The sequence below is a fragment of the Paenarthrobacter sp. genome (assembly GCF_031180005.1).
Taxonomy (GTDB): Bacteria; Actinomycetota; Actinomycetes; order Actinomycetales; family Micrococcaceae; genus Arthrobacter.
Genome location: NZ_JAPSHI010000009.1, coordinates 69,011 through 94,510 on the forward strand (window position 1 = coordinate 69,011; position 25,500 = coordinate 94,510).

At 61.5% G+C, this 25,500-nt stretch carries 30 protein-coding genes and 2 pseudogenes; 17 read left to right on the forward strand and 15 right to left on the reverse strand.

Annotation, left to right across the window (positions count from 1 at the left end):
* Positions 1–110 precede the first annotated feature (110 nt).
* The gene (locus RIF72_RS08835) at positions 111–629 is read left to right on the forward strand and encodes a TM2 domain-containing protein (RefSeq protein WP_309074445.1); all 519 of its coding nucleotides are present in this window, start codon (positions 111–113) and stop codon (positions 627–629) included.
* A 122-nt stretch (positions 630–751) separates the two neighbouring features.
* Here RIF72_RS08835 and RIF72_RS08840 read toward each other — a convergent pair whose 3' ends face one another.
* Positions 752–934 (reverse strand): hypothetical protein, encoded by a 183-nt coding sequence (locus RIF72_RS08840; protein ID WP_309074446.1) that lies wholly within the window; start codon positions 932–934, stop codon positions 752–754.
* Positions 935–1,120: 186 nt separating this feature from the next.
* Between RIF72_RS08840 and RIF72_RS08845 the strand changes: the two genes are divergently transcribed.
* Complete coding sequence (locus tag RIF72_RS08845; RefSeq protein ID WP_309074447.1) at positions 1,121–1,843, forward strand: GAF and ANTAR domain-containing protein; 723 nt, start codon at positions 1,121–1,123, stop codon at positions 1,841–1,843.
* Complete coding sequence (locus RIF72_RS08850) at positions 1,840–2,172, forward strand: hypothetical protein (RefSeq protein ID WP_309074448.1); 333 nt, start codon at positions 1,840–1,842, stop codon at positions 2,170–2,172. The genes RIF72_RS08845 and RIF72_RS08850 overlap by 4 nt, the downstream gene beginning before the upstream one ends.
* A gap of 106 nt (positions 2,173–2,278) precedes the next feature.
* Here the strand turns inward: RIF72_RS08850 and RIF72_RS08855 are convergent, their stop codons facing one another.
* From RIF72_RS08855 to RIF72_RS08865, 3 genes are all read right to left on the reverse strand, one after another.
* Positions 2,279–3,436, reverse strand: coding sequence for a carbohydrate binding domain-containing protein (locus RIF72_RS08855; protein WP_309074449.1), 1,158 nt, complete (start codon positions 3,434–3,436; stop codon positions 2,279–2,281).
* Positions 3,423–3,965 (reverse strand): alpha-amylase family glycosyl hydrolase, encoded by a 543-nt coding sequence (locus tag RIF72_RS08860; protein WP_309074450.1) that lies wholly within the window; start codon positions 3,963–3,965, stop codon positions 3,423–3,425. The genes RIF72_RS08855 and RIF72_RS08860 overlap by 14 nt, the downstream gene beginning before the upstream one ends.
* A 188-nt stretch (positions 3,966–4,153) precedes the next feature.
* Entirely contained in the window at positions 4,154–4,327 is a 174-nt protein-coding gene (locus RIF72_RS08865) for a hypothetical protein (protein ID WP_309074451.1), read from the reverse strand.
* Between the two features lie 81 nt (positions 4,328–4,408).
* On the opposite strand from RIF72_RS08865, the gene RIF72_RS08870 reads away from it, so the two are divergent.
* Entirely contained in the window at positions 4,409–5,644 is a 1,236-nt protein-coding gene (locus RIF72_RS08870; protein WP_309074452.1) for an ROK family protein, read from the forward strand.
* A gap of 160 nt (positions 5,645–5,804) precedes the next feature.
* On the opposite strand, the gene RIF72_RS08875 is transcribed toward RIF72_RS08870, so the two are convergent.
* The gene (locus tag RIF72_RS08875) at positions 5,805–6,980 is read right to left on the reverse strand and encodes a hypothetical protein (RefSeq protein WP_309074453.1); all 1,176 of its coding nucleotides are present in this window, start codon (positions 6,978–6,980) and stop codon (positions 5,805–5,807) included.
* A gap of 136 nt (positions 6,981–7,116) precedes the next feature.
* On the opposite strand from RIF72_RS08875, the gene RIF72_RS08880 reads away from it, so the two are divergent.
* Positions 7,117–8,580, forward strand: coding sequence for a protein adenylyltransferase SelO family protein (locus RIF72_RS08880; RefSeq protein ID WP_309074454.1), 1,464 nt, complete (start codon positions 7,117–7,119; stop codon positions 8,578–8,580).
* Between the two features lie 76 nt (positions 8,581–8,656).
* On the opposite strand, the gene RIF72_RS08885 is transcribed toward RIF72_RS08880, so the two are convergent.
* The 3 genes from RIF72_RS08885 to RIF72_RS08895 form a co-directional block, all read right to left on the reverse strand.
* Positions 8,657–8,836, reverse strand: coding sequence for a hypothetical protein (locus RIF72_RS08885; RefSeq protein WP_172325321.1), 180 nt, complete (start codon positions 8,834–8,836; stop codon positions 8,657–8,659).
* A 155-nt stretch (positions 8,837–8,991) separates the two neighbouring features.
* Positions 8,992–9,408 carry a MarR family transcriptional regulator gene (locus RIF72_RS08890; RefSeq protein WP_309074455.1) on the reverse strand — a complete coding sequence of 139 codons (417 nt, stop codon included), beginning with the start codon at positions 9,406–9,408 and terminating at the stop codon, positions 8,992–8,994.
* 165 nt (positions 9,409–9,573) lie between these two features.
* A complete protein-coding gene (locus RIF72_RS08895) occupies positions 9,574–9,831 on the reverse strand; it encodes a metal-sensitive transcriptional regulator (RefSeq protein WP_309074456.1) in 258 nt (85 codons plus the stop codon).
* Positions 9,832–9,954: 123 nt separating this feature from the next.
* Between RIF72_RS08895 and RIF72_RS08900 the strand changes: the two genes are divergently transcribed.
* From RIF72_RS08900 to RIF72_RS08930, 7 genes and pseudogenes are all read left to right on the forward strand, one after another.
* Positions 9,955–10,575: a rhodanese-like domain-containing protein gene (locus RIF72_RS08900; RefSeq protein ID WP_309074457.1), complete on the forward strand. Its 621-nt coding sequence runs from the start codon at positions 9,955–9,957 to the stop codon at positions 10,573–10,575.
* Positions 10,575–11,474: a sulfite exporter TauE/SafE family protein gene (locus tag RIF72_RS08905; RefSeq protein ID WP_309074458.1), complete on the forward strand. Its 900-nt coding sequence runs from the start codon at positions 10,575–10,577 to the stop codon at positions 11,472–11,474. The genes RIF72_RS08900 and RIF72_RS08905 overlap by 1 nt, the downstream gene beginning before the upstream one ends.
* A 25-nt stretch (positions 11,475–11,499) precedes the next feature.
* Positions 11,500–11,841 carry a rhodanese-like domain-containing protein gene (locus RIF72_RS08910; protein ID WP_309074459.1) on the forward strand — a complete coding sequence of 114 codons (342 nt, stop codon included), beginning with the start codon at positions 11,500–11,502 and terminating at the stop codon, positions 11,839–11,841.
* Positions 11,842–11,871: 30 nt separating this feature from the next.
* Positions 11,872–12,168, forward strand: coding sequence for a rhodanese-like domain-containing protein (locus RIF72_RS08915; RefSeq protein WP_309074460.1), 297 nt, complete (start codon positions 11,872–11,874; stop codon positions 12,166–12,168).
* Between the two features lie 66 nt (positions 12,169–12,234).
* Positions 12,235–12,593: pseudogene (locus RIF72_RS08920) on the forward strand (thioredoxin family protein).
* A gap of 114 nt (positions 12,594–12,707) precedes the next feature.
* Complete coding sequence (locus RIF72_RS08925; protein WP_309074461.1) at positions 12,708–14,117, forward strand: MBL fold metallo-hydrolase; 1,410 nt, start codon at positions 12,708–12,710, stop codon at positions 14,115–14,117.
* A 98-nt stretch (positions 14,118–14,215) separates the two neighbouring features.
* Positions 14,216–14,877 (forward strand): annotated as a pseudogene (locus RIF72_RS08930) (MFS transporter); the annotation flags it as partial.
* A 251-nt stretch (positions 14,878–15,128) separates the two neighbouring features.
* Here RIF72_RS08930 and RIF72_RS08935 read toward each other — a convergent pair.
* From RIF72_RS08935 to RIF72_RS08945, 3 genes are all read right to left on the reverse strand, one after another.
* Positions 15,129–15,428, reverse strand: coding sequence for a DUF4193 domain-containing protein (locus RIF72_RS08935; RefSeq protein ID WP_309074462.1), 300 nt, complete (start codon positions 15,426–15,428; stop codon positions 15,129–15,131).
* A 144-nt stretch (positions 15,429–15,572) separates the two neighbouring features.
* Positions 15,573–15,980 carry a hypothetical protein gene (locus RIF72_RS08940; protein ID WP_309074463.1) on the reverse strand — a complete coding sequence of 136 codons (408 nt, stop codon included), beginning with the start codon at positions 15,978–15,980 and terminating at the stop codon, positions 15,573–15,575.
* Between the two features lie 233 nt (positions 15,981–16,213).
* Positions 16,214–16,795: a DUF1349 domain-containing protein gene (locus tag RIF72_RS08945; protein WP_309074464.1), complete on the reverse strand. Its 582-nt coding sequence runs from the start codon at positions 16,793–16,795 to the stop codon at positions 16,214–16,216.
* Positions 16,796–17,123: 328 nt separating this feature from the next.
* Between RIF72_RS08945 and RIF72_RS08950 the strand changes: the two genes are divergently transcribed.
* On the forward strand, positions 17,124–17,948 hold the full coding sequence (locus RIF72_RS08950) for a hypothetical protein (RefSeq protein WP_309074465.1): 825 nt from the start codon (positions 17,124–17,126) through the stop codon (positions 17,946–17,948).
* A 10-nt stretch (positions 17,949–17,958) separates the two neighbouring features.
* Here RIF72_RS08950 and RIF72_RS08955 read toward each other — a convergent pair whose 3' ends face one another.
* From RIF72_RS08955 to RIF72_RS08965, 3 genes are all read right to left on the reverse strand, one after another.
* On the reverse strand, positions 17,959–18,900 hold the full coding sequence (locus RIF72_RS08955) for an NAD(P)-binding domain-containing protein (RefSeq protein ID WP_309074466.1): 942 nt from the start codon (positions 18,898–18,900) through the stop codon (positions 17,959–17,961).
* Entirely contained in the window at positions 18,897–19,826 is a 930-nt protein-coding gene (locus RIF72_RS08960) for an SDR family NAD(P)-dependent oxidoreductase (RefSeq protein ID WP_309074467.1), read from the reverse strand. Before RIF72_RS08960 ends, RIF72_RS08955 begins: the two co-directional genes overlap by 4 nt.
* Positions 19,827–19,991: 165 nt before the next feature.
* The gene (locus RIF72_RS08965; RefSeq protein WP_309074468.1) at positions 19,992–20,840 is read right to left on the reverse strand and encodes a helix-turn-helix transcriptional regulator; all 849 of its coding nucleotides are present in this window, start codon (positions 20,838–20,840) and stop codon (positions 19,992–19,994) included.
* A 127-nt stretch (positions 20,841–20,967) separates the two neighbouring features.
* Between RIF72_RS08965 and RIF72_RS08970 the strand changes: the two genes are divergently transcribed.
* The gene (locus RIF72_RS08970) at positions 20,968–21,327 is read left to right on the forward strand and encodes a DUF1801 domain-containing protein (RefSeq protein ID WP_309074469.1); all 360 of its coding nucleotides are present in this window, start codon (positions 20,968–20,970) and stop codon (positions 21,325–21,327) included.
* Between the two features lie 10 nt (positions 21,328–21,337).
* Here RIF72_RS08970 and RIF72_RS08975 read toward each other — a convergent pair whose 3' ends face one another.
* Positions 21,338–23,086 carry an FAD-dependent oxidoreductase gene (locus RIF72_RS08975; RefSeq protein WP_309074470.1) on the reverse strand — a complete coding sequence of 583 codons (1,749 nt, stop codon included), beginning with the start codon at positions 23,084–23,086 and terminating at the stop codon, positions 21,338–21,340.
* A gap of 71 nt (positions 23,087–23,157) precedes the next feature.
* Between RIF72_RS08975 and RIF72_RS08980 the strand changes: the two genes are divergently transcribed.
* From RIF72_RS08980 to RIF72_RS08990, 3 genes are all read left to right on the forward strand, one after another.
* Positions 23,158–24,099: a LysR family transcriptional regulator gene (locus RIF72_RS08980; RefSeq protein ID WP_309074471.1), complete on the forward strand. Its 942-nt coding sequence runs from the start codon at positions 23,158–23,160 to the stop codon at positions 24,097–24,099.
* 139 nt (positions 24,100–24,238) lie between these two features.
* Positions 24,239–24,748 carry a prevent-host-death protein gene (locus RIF72_RS08985; RefSeq protein WP_309074472.1) on the forward strand — a complete coding sequence of 170 codons (510 nt, stop codon included), beginning with the start codon at positions 24,239–24,241 and terminating at the stop codon, positions 24,746–24,748.
* A 125-nt stretch (positions 24,749–24,873) separates the two neighbouring features.
* A complete protein-coding gene (locus RIF72_RS08990) occupies positions 24,874–25,491 on the forward strand; it encodes a hypothetical protein (RefSeq protein WP_309074473.1) in 618 nt (205 codons plus the stop codon).
* Positions 25,492–25,500 lie beyond the last annotated feature (9 nt).

A 25,500-nucleotide genomic window follows, 5' to 3' on the forward strand; every position in this document is an offset into this window, starting at 1 on the left:
CATTCTCTGGGATGCTACCTGCGGGGACTGACAGATAAGGAACACCGTTACGGTGTGGCGTGGCGTGACCGCTTCAGCCAGACTGATGCTGCACATGGATGTTGGGGATCTTGTTGAAGACTGTGGTCGCCCTCACCTTGAGCTGGATCATCATTTCTCCGAAAGGCATCACCATGACACAGCCGCACCCCGACAACAATCCGGATACCCCGGAAGGCAACCAGCCTCCGGCACCGCAGCAGCAGCAGTATGGGGCCCAGCCGCCGCAGCCTCAGTATTACGCCCAACCGCCGCTGCCCCAGCAGCCTCAGTACTATGCACAACCGCAGATGCCCCAGCAGCCGCAGTATGGGGCGCAGCCGCCGCAGCCCAACATGGCCTACGGTTACCCGCAGCCGAAGTCGAAGATCGCTGCCGGCCTTTTCGGAATCTTCCTGGGCGGCCTCGGCATCCACCGCTTCTACCTGGGCTACACCACTATTGGTGTCATCCAGCTGGTTCTCACGGTAGTGCTGGGCATCTTTACCTTCGGATTGGTGGGTCTGTGGGGCCTCATCGAAGGCATCATGATCCTTGCCGGTGCCGAGTACTTCCGGAGGGACGCGAAGGGCGTTCCCCTTCGCGACTGACGCGGGACGGCCGGACTTTGAACGTTTCCGTCTGCGCCATGAGGCAGTCCCGCAACGAGCGAAGGGAGGCAGATGGCTCCGCAGATAGAACCGCCCGACGTCGGCCTAGTAGCGCGTGAGTGTTAAATGCGCGGCAGCGTGGAGTACGGGCGGCTCGGAAGGTTCCCTGCCATCCAAGGGCGGACGGGCGGTTCCAGCGGAATTTCACCGCGGCCGTCGCGGATCACCAGGACCACTGCGCCTATCGCAGCGGCCAAGCAAATTATGCCCATCAGGACCAGGGCAATCACCAAAGCCAGAGACATCGCCGTTCCCTCTGGTTTCAATTTTAGTGCTGTCTTTCATAAGGGGACAGTCATTACCCGTTTATCGGTGGCGCGTCCGTTGACGAAGCGAATCCTGTTGTGCCTATTCTGAGAACGAAGCAGGTCCAGCAACCGGCCTGGAGTTATCGGCGGGATTAACATCCCGCGGAAGGTTACTTCATCATCATGTCCCAGCAACTTCCCCTCGACGAACTTACCCTTACTCTGGCCCGGATCAGGGGTTTGCTCCTGACAGAGGAGAAGGTAGACCGGGCAGTGCAACTGCTTGCAGAAGGGGTCCGCGATGCCTTTCCCGGCAGCGCGGGAGCCGGTGTATCCCTCATCGATGAGGAGGGCAACCGAACCAGTGCGGGGGCAACGGATCCATTGGTTATCCAGGGTGACCAGTCGCAGTACCGATTGGGGGAGGGCCCGTGCCTCACCGCGTGGGCAACTGAGTGCACGGTCATCGTTGGGAACGCCGAGACCGATGATCGTTGGCCGCTGTGGAGCGAGTCCGCCAGGGAACTCGCGATCGCCTCCGTCATCAGCGCCCCCTTGATACGCGGTACCAAATGCCTTGGAGCCATGAAGCTCTACGCGGCCGGCACTGACGCCTACGACCAAACGACGGCGCGCCCTCTGGAGAAGCTTGCTGCCTCTGCGGCCATCCTCTTGGACAACATCCAAAGCGCTGAGACGCCGAAGCGCTTCAGCGAGGGTCTGGTTGAGGCGCTGAGCAGTCGGGATGCTATCAGTCGCGCGCAGGGCTATCTCATGGGTCAACGGGGAATGACTGAGGAGGATGCGGTCCGGGAACTTCTGAACATGTCCCAAGCGTCGAGACAGTCACTGGCTTCCGTCAGCGCCGACATCCTCAGCGGTGGGAGGAAGGGCGGCGTCTCATGACGGAACCTGAGCGGAAAGGTTTTGTGGGTTTACCTCTTCAAGAACAACTCCAGCTCAAGGGTCTACGTAAAGCCCTGACAAGCGCCGGTATCCCCGACGAGGATCTGTGGTTGCGCTACTTTTCCATCGGCGGGACGGTTGGCGAATACGAGGTGGACGCCTACCTCCAGTCACTCCACTCCCTGCCTGTACTGCAAAGGGATCTCCTGGCGCACGCGGCAAATGAACTCATCGACGAATTGCCAGCCCGACCTCACGCACCTTACGACGAACAAGTGTCGCTGAGCCGGCCACTGCTACCGGGCGAAGGGCGGGAGCAGAGGCCCTAGGGATGCACCTGGACCTGACTGGTTAGCGGAGGCGACGCCGGAATCCGGCGCCGCCTCCTTCCCGGCTCACGGGATCGGAAGGCCCCATCCCGTGAGGTCTAGTTCGTCAGGCGCAGGGGTTTCCTTGGCTGACGATGCGGTCTTTCACCTGCTGGTAGCCCGGACCAGCGGTGTAGTTGTTTGTTCCGTTGTTGTCCCATGTTCCGGCTGCATTATTGAAGGCTGCGGCAATTCCGGAAGCTCCGTTGAGGGGGATGGAGGTGGTTACCCAACCAGGGCATGAGGCAGTCATTGCTACGCCCGGGGCAGTGGTCCATGCTCCGGTGCCCACCCGATAGTGGGCGTTATAGGCGGACCAATTCTTGTTGGTTGAGTAGAACAGCACTGTGGTGTCTGTGGGTCCTGGGGCAGATGCACCGCTGCAAGGATCGGTATGGCTAACCGCATTGCCGTTCACTGCCGCGATCCCGCCGTCCAAGGCATAGTTGCTGGTGTTGTTGTTGTCCCATACGCCGCTTCCGTTGTTGAACGCAGCCGTTGCCCCGGCTGAGCCGGAGGGGATGGTGTAGGCGACCCAGCCAGTGCAGGCGGCGGTCATGGTGACACCCGGTGCAGTTGTCCAGGCGCCGGTGCCTACCCGGTAGTGCATCTTGTAGTCACTCCAGCCCTTGGCTGTGGAGTAGTACACCTTGAGGTTGCTTGCTCCCGGTTCTGTTTGTCCGCCTGCTTTCGCGTTGATGTGCAACGCGAGGGCGGCGTTTTGGCCGACAGTGGCCTGGAAAGTCCCGGAGGCGTCCACCGTTACCACGTCACCCGCCGAGCAACCGGTCGCGGTGGGCAGTCCCACCACCACGTTGCAGTAGCGGCCAGCGGGAAGGGAGCTCTGGAAACTCCTGGAGATGGCACTGCCACGATTGATCGCCACATAGCCTTTGTCGCCACGACCAAAAGCGAGAGCATTCGAGCCGTTGTCCCACTTGTTCACGATCGGCGCGCCATAGCTTGTATTGCGGAAGCCCACCATGTTTTCGATGTTGGTTTGCGCGTGCTTGCAGGTCCAGCCATTCTGACCGCACGCGGGATCCACGACTTCCCCGTTCGAGGCAACCGCCGGTCCGGTCTCATTGTTGGAGAAGGAATAACCCGAATGGATCGACGGGGATCCGTAGTTCCAGGCCAGGGTGAAGATCTGGGCAAGATCGTAGTTTGCGCCGTCCTTGTAGGTGAGCGTCTCACCATTGCGCTCGGTGTCATGATTGTCCACGAAGACGGCGGCGTTCTGTTGAGAAGTCCTGCCCTTGGTAGTTTCCGGGATAGTCGTAGTGCTGGAACGTGGTTCCTGCCCAACCTGTTCCGCCGGCGCTCTTCCCGGACATGTGGTTGATCACGGCATCCGCAATCACTTTCACACCCGCGGTGTGGCAGGTGTCTACCATGTGCTTGAACTCGGCTCGAGTGCCCAGCCGTGACTCAACCTTGTAGCTGACCGGCTGGTAGTGGGTCCACCATTCCGGGCCTTGAACGTGTTCTTGCGGGGGAGATGTCTGCACGAATCCGTATCCGGCCGGACCTAGGTTCTCTGTACATTCGCGGGCTATGGCGTTCCATGTCCAAGAGAACATCACTGCGGTGGCGTCTTTGGGCCCGGGAGCTGCGGCTTGGGCTGTGGGAGCAGAGGCTGTGGAGGAAAAGAGGGTGCCGAACAAGGCCAGAAGGACCAAGGTGGCTAATGTCTGGAAGCGCTTCCCTTTATCAGGAAAATGGACTGCGACGTCCTCGTCGTGTGCTGGCATGGAGGTGAGTCTCCTCAATGATGGGCCGCTGCAGGCCGGGAATCCTGGCAGCGACTGACGCCACCCTGTGGAATGGGTGGCCGCGTCACGATGACGGCTACCCATCAAGGTAGGCGGAGTTGAGTCATTAAACAAGAGCAAAAGATCAAAAAATGGAAGCGCTTGCAGCTAGAGGATCAGGTCCGTCATTAAAGCTGTGCGGTTGCCTCTGACGGCGGGACGGCTGCGGAAGGGGCGGCCGGCGTCGGATGATCGACGACGGGCTGGTACCGGCGTGCGGCGGGCTCCCATAGAGTGTTCCAGCGGTCCACGGTCGACTCACTGGCGGCGGGGGTTCCTGAATGGTCCGGGGCTGCGTTCATCGTGTCTCCGAAGTTAATTTGGACTCAAAATTTAGTGCCTGAAGTATTATGTGACCTGAGCTACAGAGAGGTCAAGACCCAATGAGCGCCCCTTCCTCCTCGCCCACGCCGCAGATGCTGAGGCGGGCAAGCCTCAGATCGGTTTTGGACTTCATGAGGGCCTCCACCATCGTGACAATCTCGGACGTCATGGAGGGCACCGGGCTCGCCCGGGCAACGGCCATCTCTGTATGTGAAGAGATCATGGATCGGGGCTGGATCACGGAGCTTGAAAACCAGCGCGAGTTTGGTGAGTACCTCAAAGGACGCCCGGCCAGACGGTTCGTTCTAAACCAGGACGCAGGGTACGTCGTTGGCTTGGACGTGGGAGTCTCCAAGGTGACGGCCGTGGTGTCCAACCTTCGTGGAGAAATCGTGGGCAGAGCGAGTCGGCAGTTCCGTGGAGTTCAGATCACGGCCGATGACAGCATCCCGGGTTCCGATATCAGTCCCCGCGAGCGCATATCAGCCATAGATAGTACGGCGTGTGATGCCCTCAGCCAGGCCGGCGTCACCCCGGAAGCGGTCCTCGCAGTCGGTGCAGGAATTGCGGCTCCGGTGGGCCGCAACGGCGATGTATTGGTGACTCAACCGTTCTGGGCTCTTCTCGACGTTGGCTTGAAATCGGCGCTGAAGGATCTTCACGGGTGGACGGTGTTGCTGGCCAACGACGGAAACCTGGCGGCCTTGGGCGAGCGTTGGCGTGGTTCGGCAGCGGGGGTGGACGACGTCGTGGTTATTCTCGCCAGTGAGCGCTTCGGTTCGGGGGTGATCGACGACGGCAGGCTCCTGCATGGTTGTGGCGGAGGCGCCGGCGAACTGGCGTTCCTCAAGCAGATTGAGGGGGTGGGGGATACCTTTGGGATTGCCCTGATGGCACGCACGTGGGCGGCCGAGGCCCTCGAGGGAAGTGCCGAGACGCTACTTCGCGAATATCCCGTAGAGGCCATCGAGGCGGAACACGTCTTCGCTGCCGCACTCCATGGTGACCCTGTGGCACGGCGGATTCTGGATCGGCTTGCCGATCGCATGGCAAGGGTTATCGGGGCCGTCGCTACTATCCACAACCCGGAGCTTGTGGTGATAGGGGGCGCAGTTGCCAAATCGGCGGGCGCGCTGCTGGGCCCGATCGCTGAGCGGCTTCCCCAATTCACCGCGACCCCTCCGCGTCTGGCGGTTTCACCCTTGGGCGATTCGGTGGTGACCATGGGTGCGGTCAGAAGCGCGCTGGATTTCGTGGAAAAGAAAACCTTGGACATCGAGCTGCACAACAGTTAGGTCAGCATGGCCGGGAGTTTTGGGGTGCAGGGAGGAGCACGCTGAGTTCGCTCGGTGGGCGTGGACGGAACCTCAACGGCATTGGTGTAGGGCAGCCATAGTAATGTCCACCGGGTACGACCCCTTGAGTGCCACGAAGGTGCTCTTCTCCAACTGGGACTCAGGAGCTGAGCCGCGATTGCCGCGCGTTGCCGGACCTGCAAGCCCAGACGAGCAGGGCGGCAGACCCCAGAGGGGCAAGGAAAGTGGACATCGTGACCAACGGGAGACCGATTGTGGATGCTGCAAGCCCCATCAAAATGACGACGCCGATTCGGCCGAAGCGGCCAACAGTTACCAAACGACCTAACGGAAGAGCGATGGCGAAACCCATGAGCGTTGCCGCGACCAGAGTGGCAGGCCACTGGGCTGGGTGACCCGCCCCAAGGAGTTGCGCGAATGCTTGGGCGGCCATGGCTGTGCAAGCGAGGAGGACAGCCCAAGGCGTGGTGGATCCGAGACGCGTTGCAAGCACCCACCCGGCAAGAACCAGGAGAGGAACACTTGCGAATGCACCGTAACTCAAGCCGAGGTTCATGGCGTGGGTGGAGTTAGTGACCATGGGAGCCCAAGTACTTCCGGTGATTGCAAACACGGCGCACGCCAACCCCACTATGAGTAACGTCAGTGCCACTCGGCCCACAGCGCGCTGGTTCGGTGAAACCACTTGGCGGGGAATCGATTGCAAAGGCTTGGCCGGCGAGGCAGCAGGCATGTCCTGCTGTAGGGCCACGATGAGCAGCACCATGGCTCCCAACGTTCCCACCATGGGAGGCATCAGCGTAAGTGCCCCGAGAATAAGAGCCAGCGGTGCAGCCATGACAACTGCTTGCAGGACTCGAGTGGGACGCGAACGCCAGCTTGCCAGCAAGGAGTACAAGGGAACAGCCAGGCACATGATCCCGGCGACCCACCCCGGGATCATGAACAGCAGCATGGAGGATCCGAACCAGCTGAAGCCCTGATTCGTATCGGCTTCGTCAAAGCGCATGGCCCAACTTGCTGCGGCAGTTACAGCGAGAGCCCATGACGGCACGGCAGCTACCGATGTGAAGACGGCGACGCCGGCAGGCAGCCGCCCGGCTCGTCGCAAAAGCACGACGCCGGAAAGGCTCGCCGCGAGCGGGCCGACGAATCCGGACAGTGTGAAGTGGGTAGGGCCTGTCCACGGGAGCTGGAAGGAGTTACTGAAGAAGAGGGCCATGCCGCCCAAGAACGCGAGCAAAGAAGTAGCTGCGAGTCCGACGGCCAAACCTCTTGTAGCTGTAATTCGGCGTGCTTGCGCAAATGACCCCACGTATTGCCTAACTTTTCGGCGGAAACCGCCCCCCAATGGATCTCCGCCCGTGGACCAAGGTTTAAGGCAGTGGTTCACATGCTAGCTGGGCCCACCCATCATTTCGCGTCGGCAACAGCATCTATATCCTTAAGTGATGAGTGACGTAGCGCGTTCCACCATCGCCTTCGAAGGGCATTTCGCACGGGAGCTCCCGGAGCTGGCTATTCCTTGGCGTGCGGAGGAGGCTCCTGACCCGCAGCTTCTGGTGCTCAACCAGCCACTCGCCGTCGAGCTCGGTTTTGATCCCGATTTTCTCCGGAGCCCGGAGGGCGTACGGCTGCTGATCGGCAATGCCCTGCCGGAGGAAGCGACTCCTGTGGCCCAGGGGTATTCGGGTCACCAGTTCGGTTTCTATTCTCCGCGTTTGGGGGACGGGCGTGCCCTCTTGCTGGGTGAGATTGCCGGTGCTGACGGGCAGCTTCGCGACATCCATCTCAAGGGGTCGGGACGCACTCCCTTTGCCCGGAATGGTGATGGTCAGGCGGCGATTGGTCCCATGATGCGCGAGTACATCGTGAGTGAGTCCATGCATGCCCTGAACATTCCCACTACCCGGTCCCTCGCGGTTGTGGCCACAGGGCGCCAGGTTCAGCGGGAGACCCTGCTGCCGGGAGCCGTTCTGACCCGGGTGGCCAGCAGTCACCTGCGGGTGGGTAGTTTCCAATACGCCAGGGCCTCCAATGACATGAATCTGCTGCGCCGGCTTGCTGATCATGCGATCGAACGTCACCATCCGTCGGCGGCCGATGAAGCAAACCGCTACCTGGAACTCCTCAAGGGCGTCATTTCAGTGCAGGCGAGACTTGTGGCGCAGTGGATGCTGGTGGGATTCGTGCATGGTGTCATGAACACGGACAACATGACGGTGTCCGGTGAAACAATCGACTATGGTCCGTGTGCCTTCATGGAGGGTTTCGATCCCGGCGCGGTGTACAGCTCCATCGATGAGATGGGACGCTACGCCTACCGCAGCCAGCCGGTGGTGGCAGAGTGGAACCTTGCACGTTTCGCCGAATCGATTGCAGCCCTGATCCACGAGGATGAGGAGCAGGCGGTGCACCTTGCTGTCGAGGCGCTAAATGGATTCCGCCAGGAATACAGCGCCACGTGGTTTAGCGGTATGAAGGCCAAGCTTGGGCTGCCTGAGGAGATTGACGACGACGTGGCCTCACCTTTGGTGGATGACGTCCTTCAGCTGGTCCAAGAGGCGCGCGCGGACTACACCTCGTTTTTCCGGAGCCTCGGACAGGCGGCCCGCGGGGAGGCCGAGCCCGCGCGCCGGCAGATCCTGGATCTGGCCGCTTTTGATACCTGGTTGGAACGGTGGCGGGCAGTCAGTCCGGATGCTGATGCCATGGACCGGGTCAACCCGATCTATATTCCTCGGAACCACTTGGTGGAGGAAGCCCTTGCTGCCGCAACAGAGGGGGACACTGGCCCCACGGAGCGGTTGCTGGCGGCAGTATCCGACCCGTTCAGGGAACGCCCGGGCTTGGAGAAGTACGCCGAGCCTGCGCCGGAGAGCTTCGGCCCTTACCGGACCTTCTGCGGGACTTAGGAACGCGGCACGTAAGAAAAGCTAAGGGCAAGCGACCCGAACGGCGTCGCTTGCCCTTTCTTGTTGTTCTCGCGGCCTAACTCCAGACGGCCCGAACCACCATGTCTGCACCTGCAGCCAAATGATTGCCTGTGTGGCCTGCATCCAGAACGCACACGTCCTCTGATTCAGGGGCGCCCGTTGATACGAGGCACTCTGCTGCCCTGAAACTCAGAAGGTCTACTGGGAGGCTATCGCCTATTTGAAGTTCACTCATGATGCCCTTTTTACTCGTCCGGGCGTCACTTTAGGTGTCCGTAACCCGGTGCTATTGTTGGAGACATTTTTCTCCTTGGGCCGCCGGACTTCATCAGCGGATAACTCCATACTGCTTGATAGTCGGGCTTTCGTCTACGCGGGGATACCTAACACTTAGTTGAAATTTGTGTGGCGCACGATTGCCAGAAGCTCTTCGCGGAGGTCCTCGGAGTCCAGGTTGATGGCTGCGAGCACATTGTTCTCTTGGCGGTGGGATTGCTCCAGCAGCGTCAGGCCCAAGTCGGTAATGGATATCAGCTGGCTGCGTCGGTCGAATCGATTGGGTTCACGACGGACGAAGCCTCGCGATTCCAGCCTGGACAGCAGCGGGCCCATGGTTTGGGCTTGCACGCGGACGCTTCTTGCCAGGTCTCCAGGCGTGATGGGCCCCGCCGTTGCAACGGCATCAAGTGTAAGGACCGCCGGATAGGTCAGCCCCAGCGGGCGTAGTTTGTCGTTCCAAGCAAGCTCCACGAGCCGCGCTGCCGTAGACAGCAGTCGGCTGGTTGGCCATAGTTCCATGTCAGGCATTCAGGCACCCCCACGCTTTCCGAAATAGTCAGCTTACTTACTAGGCTACATCAGGCCTTCAGCGTTCAAAGCTGACCCGGGGTGGAAGCTTGTGGACTTGTCCGTTAGGTGGCGGGTGAATTTGTGGGTGGTGCTGCACCTCGGGCTGCTCGACAGCCACTCTGGTTAGGCGAGCGAGAGGAAAAGCTTCTCCAGATCCTTCTTGTCCATCGATGCGTCCTTTTGGACGATGCACTGCTCGAGGCCCGTGGCTATAATGGCGAACCCTGCCCGGTCCAGCGCTTTCGATACAGCTGCGAGCTGGGTGACGACGTCCTTGCAGTCCCGTCCTTCTTCAAGCATGCGGGTGACTGCGGACAGCTGGCCCTGGGCGCGCTTGAGGCGGTTGATGACAGGGGTGAGTTCTGAGGGATTCAGTTCCACTGGTTTCTCCAAGGGTCGAGGGGTTTGTATTCATGATATACCCCCTAGGGTGTTTTGACTACCCCCGGGGGTATCTGTAATACTCGGTGGGGTATACGTCCGACCCCTTCCGAGAGGCCAACCATGACTTCCGTTTCCGCGGCACCGACCGTTACTGCACTCGCCCCTGAAATCCTCCAGTCCTGGTTCACAGAGCACCGGGACCTCGTGGTGATCGACGTGCGTTCCGCCGCTGAGTTCGAGTCCATGCATATCCGCGGCTCCTACAACGTGCCCCTGCCACTGTTGTCCGAGCACACCGATGAGCTCGCTGCCCGGCTGGGTTCCCGTGTGGTGCTGGTCTGCCAGTCCGGCGTGCGCGCCGAGCAGGCCCGCCAGCGCCTTGCCAAGGCCGGCATCGACACCGCCTACGTCCTCACCGGCGGCGCACCCGGCTTCGCCGCTGCCGGCGGTGACGTCGTCAAGGGCAAGGACCGCTGGGATCTTGAGCGGCAGGTCCGCCTCGTGGCAGGGTCCCTGGTGGTCCTGGGCCTGGCCGGCGGCAAGTTCATCTCCCCGAAAATCCGGACCCTCGCCGGGGTCATCGGTACGGGCCTGACCTTCTCCGCAGCCACCAACACCTGCGCCATGGGCAAAGCCCTCTCGGCCATGCCGTGGAACAAGTCCGCCCAGGAGCCTACCCGCGAAAGCGCCATTCTCGCTCTGCCCGTCGTCAGTAACAAGAGCACGGAAGCCGCAGCCTAATGACAGTCACCCTGCTCCTGGTCCTTGCCCTGTCGGTGGTGGTCGGACTCTCGCTCGGCGTCCTGGGCGGCGGCGGATCCATCCTGACAGTCCCGATCCTGGTCTACGTGGCCGGGTTCGAGGCCAAGGAAGCCATCGCAGCGTCGCTGTTCGTCGTCGGCGTCACCTCCGCTGTGAGCGTGTTCAGTCACGCCCGCGGAGGCAAGGTGATGTGGCGGACCGGCCTGATCTTCGGCGCAGCAGGTATGGCCGGCGCATTCGTCGGCGGCCTCCTGGGCGGGCATATCCCCGGCCAGATCCTGCTCATCGCGTTCGCCATCATGATGGTGGCCACCTCCGTGGCCATGCTCCGTGGTCGGAAAAAGAAGAACGACGACGGCGCCGCGCCGGTCAAGCATGAACTGCCCCTTGGGAGGGTGCTGCTGGACGGGGCTGTCGTCGGGCTCATCACCGGCCTGGTCGGCGCAGGCGGAGGGTTCCTCGTGGTTCCGGCCCTGGCGCTGCTCGGCGGCCTGCCGATGTCCGTGGCAGTGGGCACCTCCCTGGTGGTCATTGCCATGAAGTCCTTCGCCGGGCTCGCCGGATACCTCACCACCGTCCAGCTCGACTGGGGCCTCACCCTCAGCGTGACCGCTGCAGCCATCGTTGGCTCGCTCATCGGCTCCAAACTCGCCGGCCGCATCCCGGAAGCCGCCCTGCGCAAAGCCTTCGGCTGGTTCGTCCTGGCCATGGGAACCTTCGTCCTCATCCAGCAAGCCCCGGCCGACCTGCAATGGTCCATCGCCGCCGGAGTCGCAGCCCTCGCCGCAGCCATCGCGGGCATCTGCTGGGTCTTCATTAGCTCCTGCCCCCTGCGCAACCGCTCCGGCCGCCGCAGCAATATCCCCTCACCCGCCTGAACCCATCACCACCAAGGAGTACACCATGGGCCTCATTAGCTCCCTGAAAAGAGCCTTCAGTAAGCCCTACACAACGCTCTCAGTTGCTGAGGCCAAGGACCTCCTGTCCTCAGGCGCCGTCCTGATCGATGTCCGCTCCGCCCAGGAATGGCGCTCCGGACGGGCTCCGCAGGCCAAGCACATCCCCCTGGACCGACTGCAAACCAGCACCGCCGGAATCAACAGGAACAAACCCGTGATCGCCATCTGCGCATCCGGAGCCCGCTCCGCCTCGGCTGCCCGGTTCCTCGCTTCCCAGGGGTACCAGACCTCCTCCCTGCGCGGCGGCATGAGCGCCTGGCGCGCAGCAGGCGAACCCATCCGCTAACAACAGCCCACTATTTCGAAGGAGAACCCCATGGCTGAAATCACCATCACCGAAACGGACCAGCGACGCAGCAGCGCCCGCATCCTCGATGTCCGCGAAGACTTCGAAGTCACCGAAGGCATGATCCCCGGCGCCCTGCACATCCCTATGGGTCAGCTGCAGGCACGCCTGTCAGAACTGGACCCGGCATTGCCCCTCATTGCGGTCTGCCGCAGCGGCAACCGTTCAGCCCGCGTGGCCGACGCCCTTAACGGAGCCGGCTTCACCGCCGACACGATGGCCGGCGGCATGACCGCCTGGACCCGCGCCGGCCTCCCCACCACCTGACCCCCTCCGGTCCCGGCCACCCCAAGACGCCTTCCACCTACAACGCCCGAAAGGACACGAAAGACGATGGCAACCATCGATATCACCGAGCAAAGCTTCGCCAAGCCCCTGGAGAGCAACGAGATCGTCTTCGTTGACTTCTGGGCAGCATGGTGCGGCCCGTGCCGCATGTTCGCCCCCACCTACGGCAAGGCCGCAGAACGGCACCCATCACCTTCGCCAAAGTCGACACCGAAGCCGAACAGGCCCTCGCCGCAGCAGCGAACATCACATCCATCCCCACCCTGATGGCCTTCAAGGACAAAACCCTGGTCTTCTCCCAGCCTGGAGCCCTCAACCCCACCAGCCTCGAAGAAGTCATCCAGGCCGTTAAGAACCTGGACATGAATGAACTCCACGCCCAGGCCGGACCCCAGAACGCCTGATTGCCGGGCGATCATACGTACCGCCCGCAACCTGGTTGCAGGATACCCCCTGGGGTATCTATGCTGGACTCAGAACAAGCCCCCAAACCCCTTTCAACCGAAGGAGATCACCAGATGCTTATCGAGCGCATTTACGATGAAGACCTCGCCCAGGCCAGCTACCTGATCGGCTGCCAGGCCAACGGCACCGCCGTTGTTGTCGACGGCCGCCGCGACATCGCCGTCTACCAGGAACTGGCTGAAAAGAACGGCATGAAGATCATCGCCGTCACCGAAACCCACATCCACGCCGACTACCTCTCCGGCACCCGCGAACTCGCCGCCGCCACCGGCGCGAAGATCTACGTCTCCGGCGAGGGCGGACCGGACTGGCAATACGAATTCGACGGCGAACGCCTCTACGACGGCGACAGGATCACCATCGGCAACATCAGCATCCAGGCCGTGCACACCCCGGGCCACACACCCGAGCACCTGTCCTTCCTGGTCACCGACGGTGCGTTCAGCGACCAGCCCGGCTACCTGCTCTCCGGTGACTTCGTCTTCTCCGGCGACCTCGGACGTCCCGACTTGCTGGACGAGGCAGCCGGCGGGGTCGACACCCGCTTCGAAGGCGCAAAGCAGCTTTTCGCCAGCCTGCGGGACAAATTCCTGCCCCTTCCGGACTACGTGCAGGTCCACCCCGCCCACGGTGCCGGCAGTGCCTGCGGTAAGGCCCTGGGCGCCATCCCGTCCTCCACGGTGGGCTACGAGCGGCTCTACTCCTGGTGGGGCCCCTATCTCGCCGCCAACGACGAGCAGGGCTTCATCGACGAACTCCTTGACGGCCAGCCCGACGCGCACGCCTACTTCGGCCGGATGAAGCGCGAAAACCGTGAAGGACCTGTCGTGATGGGAGCGCGGACGCCGCTGCCCGAACTGGCAACCGACGTTGTTGCTGAGGGCCTGGCAGAGGACACTCTGACCTTCATCGACACCCGCCCCAACAGCGAGGTCCACGAAGGCACGGTAACCCGCTCCCTGAACGTACCGGCTGGGAAGTCCGTCGCCAGCTACGGCGCCTGGGTAGTGAACCCCGAGACTGACAAGAACCCTTTGGTACTGCTGGCAGCAGACCAGGAACAGGCCATGGACATGTGGGACCACCTGGTCCGGGTCGGCATCGACAACGTCGCCGGTTACGTCACCAGCATTGAAGGTCTCCCCATGACTACGCCGAAGCTGATCCAGCCAGACGAGCTGCAGGGTTTTGCGGCCTTGGTCGTGGATGTCCGCAACCGCAGCGAACACACCGCCGGAAACATCCCGGGCTCGTACCAGCTCAGTGGTGGCCGAATCATGTGGCACCTGGACAAGCTCCCCACGGACGGAACCATCGTCACGTACTGCCAGTCAGGCGTTCGGAACTCCGTGGCAGCCAGCGCCTTGCGCCGGGCCGGGTACGACGTCGTCGAACTCGACGGCAGCTACGCCGCCTGGGACGCTTTCCAGCAGACCCGACAGAACGCCGTCTCAGCAAAGTAGCCATAAGACCGCCCGGGCAGGACCCCCCTCCTGCACGGGCCCGCCCGGACGCGTCCCGCATGCGTCCGGGCACCTTTATGTTCCCGGCACGAAAGCGAGCCCTGACCTACATCCTGGCGTTCGGTCTGTCCAAGGCGGCGATGAACTACTTCGCGGGCACACTCTCTGACCGGTACGGCCGCAAACCCGTCCTCATCACAGGATGGCTGTAGCGATCCCCGTCCCGCTCATGCTCATCTACGGCCCGTCATGGGAATGGATCGTTGCCGCAAACGTGTTCCTCGGAGTCAGTCAAGGCCTGACTTGGTCCACTGCCGTCATCATGAAAATGGACCTGACCGGTCCGAAACAGCGCGGCCTCGCCATGGGCCTGAACGAAGCAGCGGGCTCCTGACCATTCGCGAGACCCACCACCATGCCAAGATGGAAGCCTCCCAGCACGTAAGTGCACATAGTCGCCGCCTCCCACAGTTTCGGGGCCTGGCTCATCGCCGCTGTCCTCCTCGGACTCGGAACGGCCATGGTCTACCCCGCCCTCCTGGCCGCTGTCGGGGACGTTGCCCATCCCGCCTGGCGTGCACGCTCCGTGGGGGTCTACCTGCTCTGGCGTGACGGCAGCTTCGCCGTAGGGGTCCTGTCAGGTCTTCTCGCAGATCTTTATGGGATACCCGCAGCCATCGCGAACGTCGCTGCACTCACAGCAACCTCCGGCCTGGTGGTTGCCGTTCGAATGCGCGGCAACGACCACATAACCGGTTAGGCACTGGTCCTATGGCCAACACGTCAGCCCCGAATGGCTCGGCACCAGCGCACTACCTGTCAGCGGGCAGCTGGAGACGGTCACGACACATAGCGACAAACAGCACACCGCCAACATGCAGTGGAAGCTGATTGGACACCCGTTGTTTAAGCACTAACTCGTTGTGCTTTAGGCACCGCCAGTGCCTTCCCCGACTCAGCATATGGAATGTCAGACTTCACGTTCCCGAGAGTCAATATTCCCTGCTCCAGCTATCCTTCGCATTCGGTGCAGTACTTATGCCCGTTGGTTTCCCGCGCGAGTTGGCTGCGGTGGTGGACCAGGAAGCAGGACATGCACGTGAACTCGTCGTTCTGGATCGGGACGATCTCAACCTGGAGTTCTTCGCCGGAAAGGTCAGCGCCGGGAAGTTCGAAGGCGTCAGCCAGCTCCACTTCGTCCAGGTCGATCGTGTCCGTGCGAGCAGCACCCTTGGCAGATGCCAGCTCCGCCAGAGGCAAAGCCTGTTCTTCTTCGGGCAGGGCCCTCGGTGCGTCGTAATCGGTGGCCATAGTGGTGAACCCCCTTGGGAGATTGCCTGTTTGGTTATGTGCGCACTTTGTAACCCCGAAGGTTTGAACAGTATTCCCGCTCAGTGGAAGGGGCTGCTTAAACAACGGTGGACACCAGCCGGGCTGGTGTCCACTGCTCCCTGTTTAGGAAAGGTCGAACGCCGAACGTCCCGGGCCCCGCTCTGCACCGTGCACCTGCAGGGCGTGGCGCATGGCCTGGCGGTTGTCTTCTGCGAGTTCAGGTTGGTCGGCTACTCGGTAGAGGTCCGCGGCCCACTGAAATTCATCGGCAGCGGCACGGAAGCGGGCTTCGTCGAAAAGCCGCCTGCCGATGTGGTGGCGAACGTACGCTTCCTCTTCCGGCGACCGGACTGTTCGGAGGGCTTTTTCGTGGAGCACGGCGGCTTCGTGCCAGCGGTACTGACGCTGATTGATCTGGGCAAGGACCAGCAACAGTTCCCGGCGGTCAGGTGTGTGGGGGAGTAGTTTGAAGCCTTCGTCCAAGGCTTCGGTGTCCCGGGCAAGGAGGGCAAGGTACCTAATGCGTTCCACGGGAGGACACTCGCCTGCTAATGCAGCTTCCAGGGCTTGACGGTCGATCACCACGTCCCGAAACGTGGCAGGATCAGTACGCCAAAGACTTGCAGTATCTTCCACCGTGATGTGCCCCCCATAGGCTTGTTACGGAGCCAACTGAGTCGCAGCACTGTCAATGGCAGGCTGCCGGAACCTCCATGATCTCATGAACGGATGGGCCCGCAAGTTCGCCTCTGACCCCGCTGGCATTAGTGGAGTTGGCTGTCCGGAGGAGTAGCCCGCCAGGAGTGAAAAGGCACAGTCAGCCCGGCTCGTGTTGGTGCGCAGGTGAACGGTCCGGCGAGGGCGACCAGGTCAGGCGCCAACGGCACAACACGTACTAATTGGAGGTCATCGCTGCCCGAACCAGCCCGGATGGTTAGGGCGTCGCCCGAGCGGCTGATCCGAATGCGTACCCGCCCACCGTTCCATTCCGGGACAGGCGCCAAGGACCAGTCCGAGAAGCGGTCCGTCACCACCGCGCCTACTTGAGCGGCGCCGTCGGCGAATTCCACACCGGCCTTGATCCAATGCTCGCCGCTGATCCGGACGAAGATGCCCGCTTGGTCGAATTGTTGGGAGAACGCGGCCGTGAACTCAACTTCCATTGCGCTGTCCTGCGGGAAGGGTGCCAGCAGCGCGTGCTCGGTGTCGTGGACGAATCCGTAGGAAGTGACGCGCCAGGCGTCGCTGCTTTCGGCTGCAGTCACTAGAAGGTCACCTGCCTGCTCGACGACGGCGGCCGGCTGGTTGGTCCACTCGCCGTGGCTCCAGGGAATGTCAGTTGGCACAGGGCTCCTTCGTCTTTACGAATAGGTAGGCTATAGGCGGATTTTTACTTACGATAGTTCGTTCGCCCAAGTGGTTGGGCGACGGTGGCATCAGGTTTGCAGGAAGTGGTTGCAGATTGGTGGTCACTCAGGACTGCGATATCACCAGAACTCCAGCGATGGAACCATGTCTCGAAGAGTCACATAGCGAAGCGTGACATGCGGCATTGTCCCCTGGGCAGGTCGAGCCCGCCCATGTTACGTATGCTGGCCCTGATCAGGCTGATCACGGCCACCTCCAGCAGATCGTGAACCTCTGAACAGCAGACTGCAAAAGAAAGAACGGACCATGTATTCCGACCGCGAGCGGCGCAACGATGCCGTATACGCCGAGCACAAGGCTGCAGTGGCCGCCGGGGAAAAACGCGTCCTCCGCAACACCAGCACAGGCGAACTGCACAGCTACCCGGCAGACGAAATCGGATTTACGCCCGGCAGTGGGCAGGCCCAAGTCAGCACATGGTGGGGGATGGGAATTCTCGCGGTCGTTGCCGCGGTACTCACGGTCTTTTCGATGGTGCTGTTGCTGGCGCCGCTGGGTCAGGGGCAAAGCCCAATGTGGGGCGCGCTGTTTCTGACTGCGGGCGGCGGTGCCTTCACCTTCTATGCAGTCACGCTGTCCCGCCAGGAATACCGGGCGACGCAGCTACGTAAGTTGCGGGGTTCACCGAAACCAAACTCGACCGGCAGGGCAGACTATTGGGAGCCCGCTCAGCAGCCACCTCAGCCGCCAACTGATGCTAAGAGCAGTGCGAGATCACTGGACGACTACCTTTACGACATTGATAACCGACCCTCCAACGGATCACTTCGCTTTTGGGTCGGATTTCAAGTCGTCATTCTTGGCGCCCTTAGTTATGCGATCCCGCTATTCAGCCTGCACTGGTTGGGCTTGCGGCAATGGGCCTTGGTCTTCATTCCATTGCTATGCGCGGTGGCGGCGCTCTGGTGGCTCGTTCGTTCCCTGAAACGACGTGGAGCACAGACCAAAGCCAAGTACCAGGCTTATGGCGGGAACACGGCTGGCACGAGTGACCTCCTGTTCGGCCAAGTGACCTATGAAATTACGCCGGATAACCGTTGGAAGTGGCCAACGCCAAGCTCGGGGGACTAGCGCTGGACATTCATTTTGTTTGCCTCGTTGAACCAGCCATCAGCTGGGCGGCGTGAGGCAGGCCGCTGGCACCTGCCCGTGCGTAGTTGTTAATGGTCATGACGTCCTGACCAAGGCCTTTCATGGCATTGGCGAATATGTCCATATCGATGATTTGCAGGACTTTGAGATGTTCCGCGTTGTTCGTGGTGACAGGGCCGGTGAGCGCCTCGATCGCGAAGCTCCGAGCGGTGCCTGAGAGGAGCAGGTCACTGAGCGCTCCCAGGTCCATGTCCAGGTTCCTTCCCAGCTCAAGGATGTCCTGAACATTCTTCTGGTTCATCATCAACAGGGCATTGTTGATGAGCTTCCCCGTCTGTCCGGATCCAGTTGCTCCCATGTACGCAATCTTTCGTGAGAACGACTCCAGAATGGGACGGGCGACTTCCATTGCATCCCTTGGGCCGCCGACTATGGTGGTCAGCTGTCGCGCTTCTGCGCCTGGCCGTCCACCGCTGACTGGGGCGTCCAAGACAAGCACGCCAGTGGAGTCGGCGCGACGTGCCATACTTCGGGCGTATCCGGGCAGCCCCGTCCCATGATTGATGAGAACGGTGCCGGGGGAGAGACTTTCGAGCAGACCCCTTGCAGTGAGGAGCTCTTCAATGTCGGAGTCTTCCCGCAGGCAGAGGCAAACGATGTCGCTTCTCGCGCCAAGCGTGGCAAGTGTGTCATGACGAACATGGGGGAGCCCGTCCAAAGCAGTCAGGGACGACTCTCGACGAACCCAGACGTTTAACTCGAAGCCGGCCGCGGCTATGGCCCGTGCCATGGGGGCGCCTTGGTCTCCAAGGCCCACCCAGCCCACCCTAAGGCCACTTTTGGCAGGGGGCCGGTCGAGCTCGATCCGGTGTTTCTCAGGTTGATCAGGAGTAGTCGCTCCGGGTACTGCCAGATGAGGAGTGGTGTTCATGCTGCCCGCCGATCCAACAGTGCTGCTGAGAGCTCCCATAGGCGATCTGCATTGGTGGGGTCCAGCGCGTAGGAGGCGACGCCGGTGTAATCGGGGCCGCGGTTGACCACAACGCGGGCCTCGTTGACGTCCTCGAAGTAGCGTCCGCCGATTCCTTCGAGTTCGGGGGAGGTCGCGACATACAGGGTTGTGGCAGCTCCCTGCTGGGGTGTCTTCTGGCGCTCGATGGGAGTCCTTAATCCGCCAGTGTGCCGTTGGAGGTTGGTGGCGATGGCTCCGGGCATGACGGCGTTGGAGGTGATGCCGTCTTTGGCCCAGCGTTCAGTAACGGCAACAGCGAACAGCGCGGACGCGGTCTTGGACTGGCCGTACGCGATCAAGGCGTCGTAGGGGATGAAATTGAAGTGGGGGTCATCGAATATGACTGGGGAAAACAGGTGGCCGCTTGAGCTGACGGACACTACTCGGGCGTTACCGGCTGCGGCAAGAGCACTGTGCAGGGCCGTTGCGAGAGCAAAATGGCCAAGATAATTGGTGGCGAACTGCATCTCCCATCCCTCCGGTGTTCGCTGCAATTCGGGAAGTGCCATGATGCCGGCATTGTTGACCAGGACATGCAGCGGACCGCTCCATTGTTCGGCAAACCCGGCTATGGAGGTCAGATCCGCCAGATCAACCCGTCCCAAGGAGATGTTCGGATTGCCCGTCGATTCCCGGAGCTCAGCTGCAACCGGTTCTGCTGCCGCTAGATTACGCACGGCGAGGGTTACGTCGGCACCGATCCTGGCAAAAGCCCTCGCTGTTTCGATGCCGATACCCGACGCGCCACCTGTAATGACCACGCGCTTCCCAGTGAAATCGATGCCCTCGGTGACATCTGACGTGGTGGAACTGAACCCAAACTTGGTGGTGATGCTTGTTGTCATGATGAAGCAGCTTCTTTCGCACTAAATGGCTTGCGGTGTCTGCCTCCGGGATAACCGGTTGCGACCCAGGAACACGCCGTCTCAGCGGTGTCCCATAAGCCAGTGTGCGTTTAGCTGGAAGAGGTAGCCAGAACCCCGGTTTTCATATGAATGTCAGGGCTACCCTCAACCATCCGGAGTGGACGTTAAACCCTCTTTGGCGAGAGTGTTCGCCAGTTTCTGCAGGGCAGCCTCGGATGAGCTGCCAGGTTCTGCATGGTGGATCACCAGAAGATGCCCATCTGTGCCGGCGACGGACAATTTTTCGTGGAAAAGTTCAATGTCCCCGACTACGGGGTGATGAAGCAGGCGCTTCCCTGCCACCTTGGGACGCACATCGTGCCGACCCCAAAGCTGGAGGAAGTGGGCGCTACGCTGCGATAATTCCGCGACCAAAGTTGCCAGGACCGGGTCGTTGACCCGTTCTCCGATAGCTGCACGCAAGCCAGCGGTTGCCTCTACCATCACCTGTTCCCAGTCGTCGTAGAGTTGCCGTTCAGCAGGATCCAGAAATGCTTCCCGGAGGACATTTGTTCCAGGTCTGTTCCGCGGTGAAAGTGCGATGGCCAGCGGGTTGGCCGCTAAGACGTTCATATATCGGTCCTGGACGAAAGCCGGTACTTGGGTAAGTGTCTCCAGGAGGTATGCCATGCCCACCGCGACACCAGCGACGTTTGCGCCGGTGGAAGCAGGCTGTCCCGCGCCCTGCGCGAGCCTATGTAGATGGAGGGTGGACGGAGGATCCAAACGCAGTGCCCGCGCTAAAGCATCGAGTATCTGGGGAGACGGATGGTGGTCCTTGCCTTGTTCCAGCCGAACGTAGTAGTCAACGCTGATGCCGGCCAATCCCGCAACTTCTTCTCGGCGGAGACCGGGAACACGACGACGTCCAAAGTTGGCGAGACCGGCATCTTCAGGTCGAACAAGTCCACGACGCGCTTGAAGGTATTGGCCGAAAGCCGGATTTGAGGTCACAGACACAACTTACGCGCAGGGTCACAAGACGGCGACCCTCGCTGCATATGAGGAGGGTAACCGCCCGACGGAGGCATGTGGAATGCAGTCGTAATAGGATCGCCTTGCGGCGAACAAGGGAGTCCTCATGGCAGCGGGATCGATTAGCGAGTACATAGAACAGTACGACGGCGATGTGCGGCAACGGCTGCTGGCCGTGTACCAACTGATCCGGTCAGCCGTGCCCGAGGAAGCCGAGGAAGCGATCAGCTGGCGTATGCCCACCTTCAAACTTGGCACTGAGCCGTTGTTCTTCTTCACCGCAACAAAGCAGCACATCGGGTTCTATCCGACACCGGACGCGATCGCGCATTTCTCGGCGCAGCTGAGCGATTACGGAACCACCGAGCACCTCGTCCAGCTGCGCCATAACGCCCCGCTGCCCACCGAGCTCATCAGCGAGATCATCGCATGGCGGCTGCAGCAGCTTCCCTCGGGCACGGCCTGAACCGCGTAATTTACTCCACGAGCTTTCCGGCGACAGAGTCCTCGGCCTGAGCCTCAGCCAGAGCCCGGAAGGACTCTGGAGCTTGGGCCAACGTTTCAAAGCTGACACCTTTACCGGGTGACCAGACAAAGTTTCCCTGCAGGGACGGATCCAGCGTTGGGAAGTCGGCCCGGTTGTGTGCTCCGCGGGTTTCGCGGCGTTCAAGTGCACACTCCAAGGTGGCTCGTGCGGCGAGCAGGGAACCCAGAAGGTCGTAGGCGTGGGCAAGATCGTCGAACCCCGCAATGTCCGGATGCGCTGTAACAAAGCGGGCGCGTTCCTCCAAGTGGTCCAGTTTCGCCAGTCCCGCCTGCAGCCCCTGCTCGGTGCGCACCACGCCGGCGTGCTCGGTCATCAGATTCCGCAGTTCTCGCTGCAGTCGACGCGCCGACTCGGTACCCTGCCCGTTCAGCAGGCTCTGCATTTCGTTGCGGGCAAGACCGACTACTGCAGGATCCCGGTGGACATCAGTGAGCGAACGTACGTATTCGGCCACGTGCTCGCCCGTGATACGTCCGTAGACGAGCAGCTCAATCAGGGAGTTTCCTCCGAGGCGATTAGCTCCGTGCAGCCCCGAGGATGCCTCCCCGATGGCATAGAGTCCATTCACTCCCGTTCCGTGGTCCTCCGGGGCAACCCAGACTCCGCCCATCGAGTAGTGAGCGGTAGGCGCGATCTCCATCTTGGTAGTGGTGATGTCCAGCATCTGAAGGTCGATCAGGGTGCGATAAACCCTGGGCAGCTTTTCCATGATGGTCTCTCGGGGCAGGTGGGAGACGTCCAGGTAAACCCCGCCCTTCTCAGTCCCTCGGCCCTCGGCGACCTCGGTGAATCCGGCCAAGGCCACGCGGTCTCGGGTGGAGAGTTCCATCCGCTCGGGGTCGTAACGTTCCATGAAGCGCTCGCCGAGTGCGTTGGTGAGGATGCCGCCTTCTCCGCGTGCCGCTTCGGACACCAAGGTGCCTGCGGCGTCGTCGGGCTCAAGCAGGCCTGAGGGGTGGAACTGGACCAGTTCGGCGTCGCGGATCCGGGCGCCGGCCAGCGCCGCCAGACGGAAGGAGTCGCCGGTGTTCTCATCGCGTCGGGAGGAGGTGTGGCGCCAGATGCGCGTATGGCCACCGGCGGCGAGGATGACCGCATCGGCGTGGATCTGGACGGGGGTGCCGTCCACTATGTCGAATCCATAAGCCCCGAAAATCGTTCCGTCGGCCACTAGTAGCCGTGTGATGTACACGGTATCGATGATGGGTACGTTCAACTCTGCGGCCCGACGCATGAGCGTGCGCTGGATCTCCAGTCCGGTGTAGTCCCCGGCGTAGGCTGTGCGGCGATATTTGTGCGCGCCGAAGAAGCGCTGGGAGATGCGCCCGTCTTCCTCGCGTGCGAACGGCATGCCCCACTGCTCAAGGTCCTCGATGCCGCGGGCCGCGTTCCGGGCTACGGTTTCCACAATGGTCGGATCGGCCAGGAAGTATGACTCACGCAAGGTGTCTGCGGCGTGCTGTTCCCAGCTGTCTTCGGGGTCCATGGTGCCCAAGGCAGCGTTGATGCCACCGGCGGCCAGGCTGGTATGCGCATCGTGCTTCCTGCGCTTGCCTACCGCGAGCACCTGAACGCCCCTTTGGGCGAGTTCAATTGAGGCGCGCAAGCCGGCGCCTCCGGTGCCAATGACCAGTACCGATGTGGACAGGAGACGCTCTGGAGCTGAAGAGAAGTTCATATCCACAACGCTAGGAGGAAAAACGTAATGTCTCCAATGAATTATATGACTCAACCTGATGCATTTAGGCTATGGGCATGAAGCTAGACCAGTTGCGTTCCTTTGAGATGGTGGCCCGAGTAGGTCATTTCACACGCGCCGCCGAGGAGCTATTTCTCGCCCAACCGTCATTGAGCCGGCAGATCGCAGCACTTGAGGCTCATCTCGGCACAGAGCTCTTTCACCGTCGGCCTTCAGGGGCGACACTGACAAACGCGGGGGAGTTGCTCCTGCCCATCGCCCGGCGCATGCTCGGCGACGCACAGGCCGCCCAGGACCAGATCCAGGAACTCGCAGGATTGCGCCGCGGCCGCGTTCGCCTCGGTGCCCCACCCACGCTGTGCGTCTCGCTGGTGGCCGATGTGCTCGCCGCCTTTCGTAGCGCTCATCCCCGCGTGGAGCTGCACATCACTGAGGGCGGTTCGCGTTTTCTGGTTGAGGCCCTCAATGAAAGCTCGCTGGATCTGGCCTTGGTGGTCACGCGTGGAACCGACCCCTCTGTGCCGGGCACCGAGCTGGTCCCACTGCTTTCCGAGGAGCTGGTGGTCATCTCCGCTGCGAAATCAGGGTCACCGGAAGAATTCACGCTTGAGGAACTTGCGCACGTGCCGCAGGTGGCGTTCAACCGCAGTTATGAGCTGCGCGTGGCGACCGATGCTGCGTTCTCCGCCGCCGGTCTCGAACCCGTGATCGCCGTCGAAGGTGGGGAGATGGACGCCGTGCTTCGCTTCGTGGAACGCGGACTGGGCGTAGCGGTGGTGCCGGCCATGGTGGTCATCGATCGTCCCGGGCTGCAGAGCGCACGTCTAGTGCGTCCCTCCCTGACGCGAACCGTCAACCTCGCCCGCCGCAACGACGTCGGACCTTCAGCGGCGGCCGCCGCAATGCAGCAGTTCATCTTCGACACCGTGGACCGGCTCGCCGCACCCGGCACCGAACTGTCGCGCTTGGTCACGGCAGCGCCACGTGACTGACCGACAGACGTAAACAGCTTCAAAACCTCGACGACGGCGGCGGTGGGCTTGCTCCAGCGCTCGCGTTCAGGGACCCATAGTCCCTTGCAGAGGGCAAATAGTGTCGACTTCAGAACACGTTCTGAGTTAGTGTTGATGGATGAGCGCTGCGACAGAATCACAAAGAACTACTCGTTCTTCCGGAAAAGCGGGGACATCCGGGTCGGTCAAAACCCGGACTTCCTTCCAGTCTTCTGAACTGAGCCGCTCGTCCGCGGAGGTGTTTGCTGCAGCTGCAGACCATCCTGTCCACGTCACGCGCCGTGACGGTGAGTCACTGGTGCTGATGTCGGAAAGCGCAGATGCGGCTCGTCGTTCATTGCTGGAACTGGCCGCTCAGCTCGTTGCTGTATCAACCAGCACTGAGGGAACACTTGCTGCGCGCATGAGTGATCGCTTTCCATGGATGCTTGCGCTGAGCCCAGCTGATCAGGAGGCATGCGCAGCTGATGTTTTGGCAGCTGCAAGGGCATCTTTTGCTACAAATCAGCCCCACTTGGCCATAGCGGAACTAACCTCGTGGCGTGAGACCGCCACAGCGATCGCTGCCGGGCTTGGCAATCAACCTACTGAGTGGCTTGTGGACACGGACGCGATCGAGCGTCCGTAGAGCACGACGGCGCTCCGTGGCCTAACGAAGCTAGACTGTGCGGATCAGGACGGATTGGGGGATTCCGTGCGAGCTGTTGTCGCCGTTCCGCTGGTCAGTCGCAGCCAGTGAACTGAGGACACGGCATGAACTTTTTTGATGACTTCCCCAAGCCTGAACCGGTAGAACGCCCAAAGAGTGTGAAGTTTGTGCCACCGCCGTGGGCCGGCCCACCGCAGGATGAGCTCCCCACAGTGATTCACATTGGTCAGTTTCTTCACCGCAGCCCAAACCTCGTTTTGATGGTCAAGAGTGCCGACGTTTTCAGCACCGGGTGTTTGTTCGAAGTGTCGTGGATTATTCGACGGGGTGAAGAGAACGACGAGGAATGGTCCATCCTCCACTCGTCAGTTTTTCAGCATGGACCTGTGAGGGGTCCGAGCAGCGCGGACTTGCAGCTGCTGTTCGGCGTTGAACTTCCTGATGGCACCAAGGCCAGAACAACTGTTTTTGGGATGGGCGGCTTCTTCGATCCCAACAATCAGCCCGAAGCTCCGGCCCTGTCATTCCGCGGCGGCGGAGGCGGTGGCGGCGACGATGAGCTCTCGTCGTCAGGACGATTATGGCTGTGGCCGTTGCCCACGGACGGAGACATCCGGCTGCTGGCGCAGTGGAAAGGGCTCGGCATCGAGGAGTGCTCCATCGTGATCGACGGGAACCAGTTGTCGGCTGCGGCAGCCGGAGTGCAAGGCCTCTGGTCGTAGCATTCTTCT

What these genes read in the sequence shown, in the direction of transcription:
- RIF72_RS08840 (WP_309074446.1), bottom strand. Translation starts at nt 934, where the DNA reads ATGTCTCTGGCTTTGGTGATTGCCCTGGTCCTGATGGGCATAATTTGC.
- RIF72_RS08845 (WP_309074447.1), top strand. Translation starts at nt 1,121, where the DNA reads ATGTCCCAGCAACTTCCCCTCGACGAACTTACCCTTACTCTGGCCCGG.
- RIF72_RS08850 (WP_309074448.1), top strand. Translation starts at nt 1,840, where the DNA reads ATGACGGAACCTGAGCGGAAAGGTTTTGTGGGTTTACCTCTTCAAGAA.
- RIF72_RS08860 (WP_309074450.1), bottom strand. Translation starts at nt 3,965, where the DNA reads ATGCCAGCACACGACGAGGACGTCGCAGTCCATTTTCCTGATAAAGGG.
- RIF72_RS08865 (WP_309074451.1), bottom strand. Translation starts at nt 4,327, where the DNA reads ATGAACGCAGCCCCGGACCATTCAGGAACCCCCGCCGCCAGTGAGTCG.
- RIF72_RS08870 (WP_309074452.1), top strand. Translation starts at nt 4,409, where the DNA reads ATGAGCGCCCCTTCCTCCTCGCCCACGCCGCAGATGCTGAGGCGGGCA.
- RIF72_RS08880 (WP_309074454.1), top strand. Translation starts at nt 7,117, where the DNA reads ATGAGTGACGTAGCGCGTTCCACCATCGCCTTCGAAGGGCATTTCGCA.
- RIF72_RS08885 (WP_172325321.1), bottom strand. Translation starts at nt 8,836, where the DNA reads ATGAGTGAACTTCAAATAGGCGATAGCCTCCCAGTAGACCTTCTGAGT.
- RIF72_RS08890 (WP_309074455.1), bottom strand. Translation starts at nt 9,408, where the DNA reads ATGCCTGACATGGAACTATGGCCAACCAGCCGACTGCTGTCTACGGCA.
- RIF72_RS08900 (WP_309074457.1), top strand. Translation starts at nt 9,955, where the DNA reads ATGACTTCCGTTTCCGCGGCACCGACCGTTACTGCACTCGCCCCTGAA.
- RIF72_RS08905 (WP_309074458.1), top strand. Translation starts at nt 10,575, where the DNA reads ATGACAGTCACCCTGCTCCTGGTCCTTGCCCTGTCGGTGGTGGTCGGA.
- RIF72_RS08910 (WP_309074459.1), top strand. Translation starts at nt 11,500, where the DNA reads ATGGGCCTCATTAGCTCCCTGAAAAGAGCCTTCAGTAAGCCCTACACA.
- RIF72_RS08915 (WP_309074460.1), top strand. Translation starts at nt 11,872, where the DNA reads ATGGCTGAAATCACCATCACCGAAACGGACCAGCGACGCAGCAGCGCC.
- RIF72_RS08925 (WP_309074461.1), top strand. Translation starts at nt 12,708, where the DNA reads ATGCTTATCGAGCGCATTTACGATGAAGACCTCGCCCAGGCCAGCTAC.
- RIF72_RS08935 (WP_309074462.1), bottom strand. Translation starts at nt 15,428, where the DNA reads ATGGCCACCGATTACGACGCACCGAGGGCCCTGCCCGAAGAAGAACAG.
- RIF72_RS08950 (WP_309074465.1), top strand. Translation starts at nt 17,124, where the DNA reads ATGTATTCCGACCGCGAGCGGCGCAACGATGCCGTATACGCCGAGCAC.
- RIF72_RS08955 (WP_309074466.1), bottom strand. Translation starts at nt 18,900, where the DNA reads ATGAACACCACTCCTCATCTGGCAGTACCCGGAGCGACTACTCCTGAT.
- RIF72_RS08960 (WP_309074467.1), bottom strand. Translation starts at nt 19,826, where the DNA reads ATGACAACAAGCATCACCACCAAGTTTGGGTTCAGTTCCACCACGTCA.
- RIF72_RS08970 (WP_309074469.1), top strand. Translation starts at nt 20,968, where the DNA reads ATGGCAGCGGGATCGATTAGCGAGTACATAGAACAGTACGACGGCGAT.
- RIF72_RS08975 (WP_309074470.1), bottom strand. Translation starts at nt 23,086, where the DNA reads ATGAACTTCTCTTCAGCTCCAGAGCGTCTCCTGTCCACATCGGTACTG.
- RIF72_RS08980 (WP_309074471.1), top strand. Translation starts at nt 23,158, where the DNA reads ATGGGCATGAAGCTAGACCAGTTGCGTTCCTTTGAGATGGTGGCCCGA.
- RIF72_RS08985 (WP_309074472.1), top strand. Translation starts at nt 24,239, where the DNA reads ATGAGCGCTGCGACAGAATCACAAAGAACTACTCGTTCTTCCGGAAAA.
- RIF72_RS08990 (WP_309074473.1), top strand. Translation starts at nt 24,874, where the DNA reads ATGAACTTTTTTGATGACTTCCCCAAGCCTGAACCGGTAGAACGCCCA.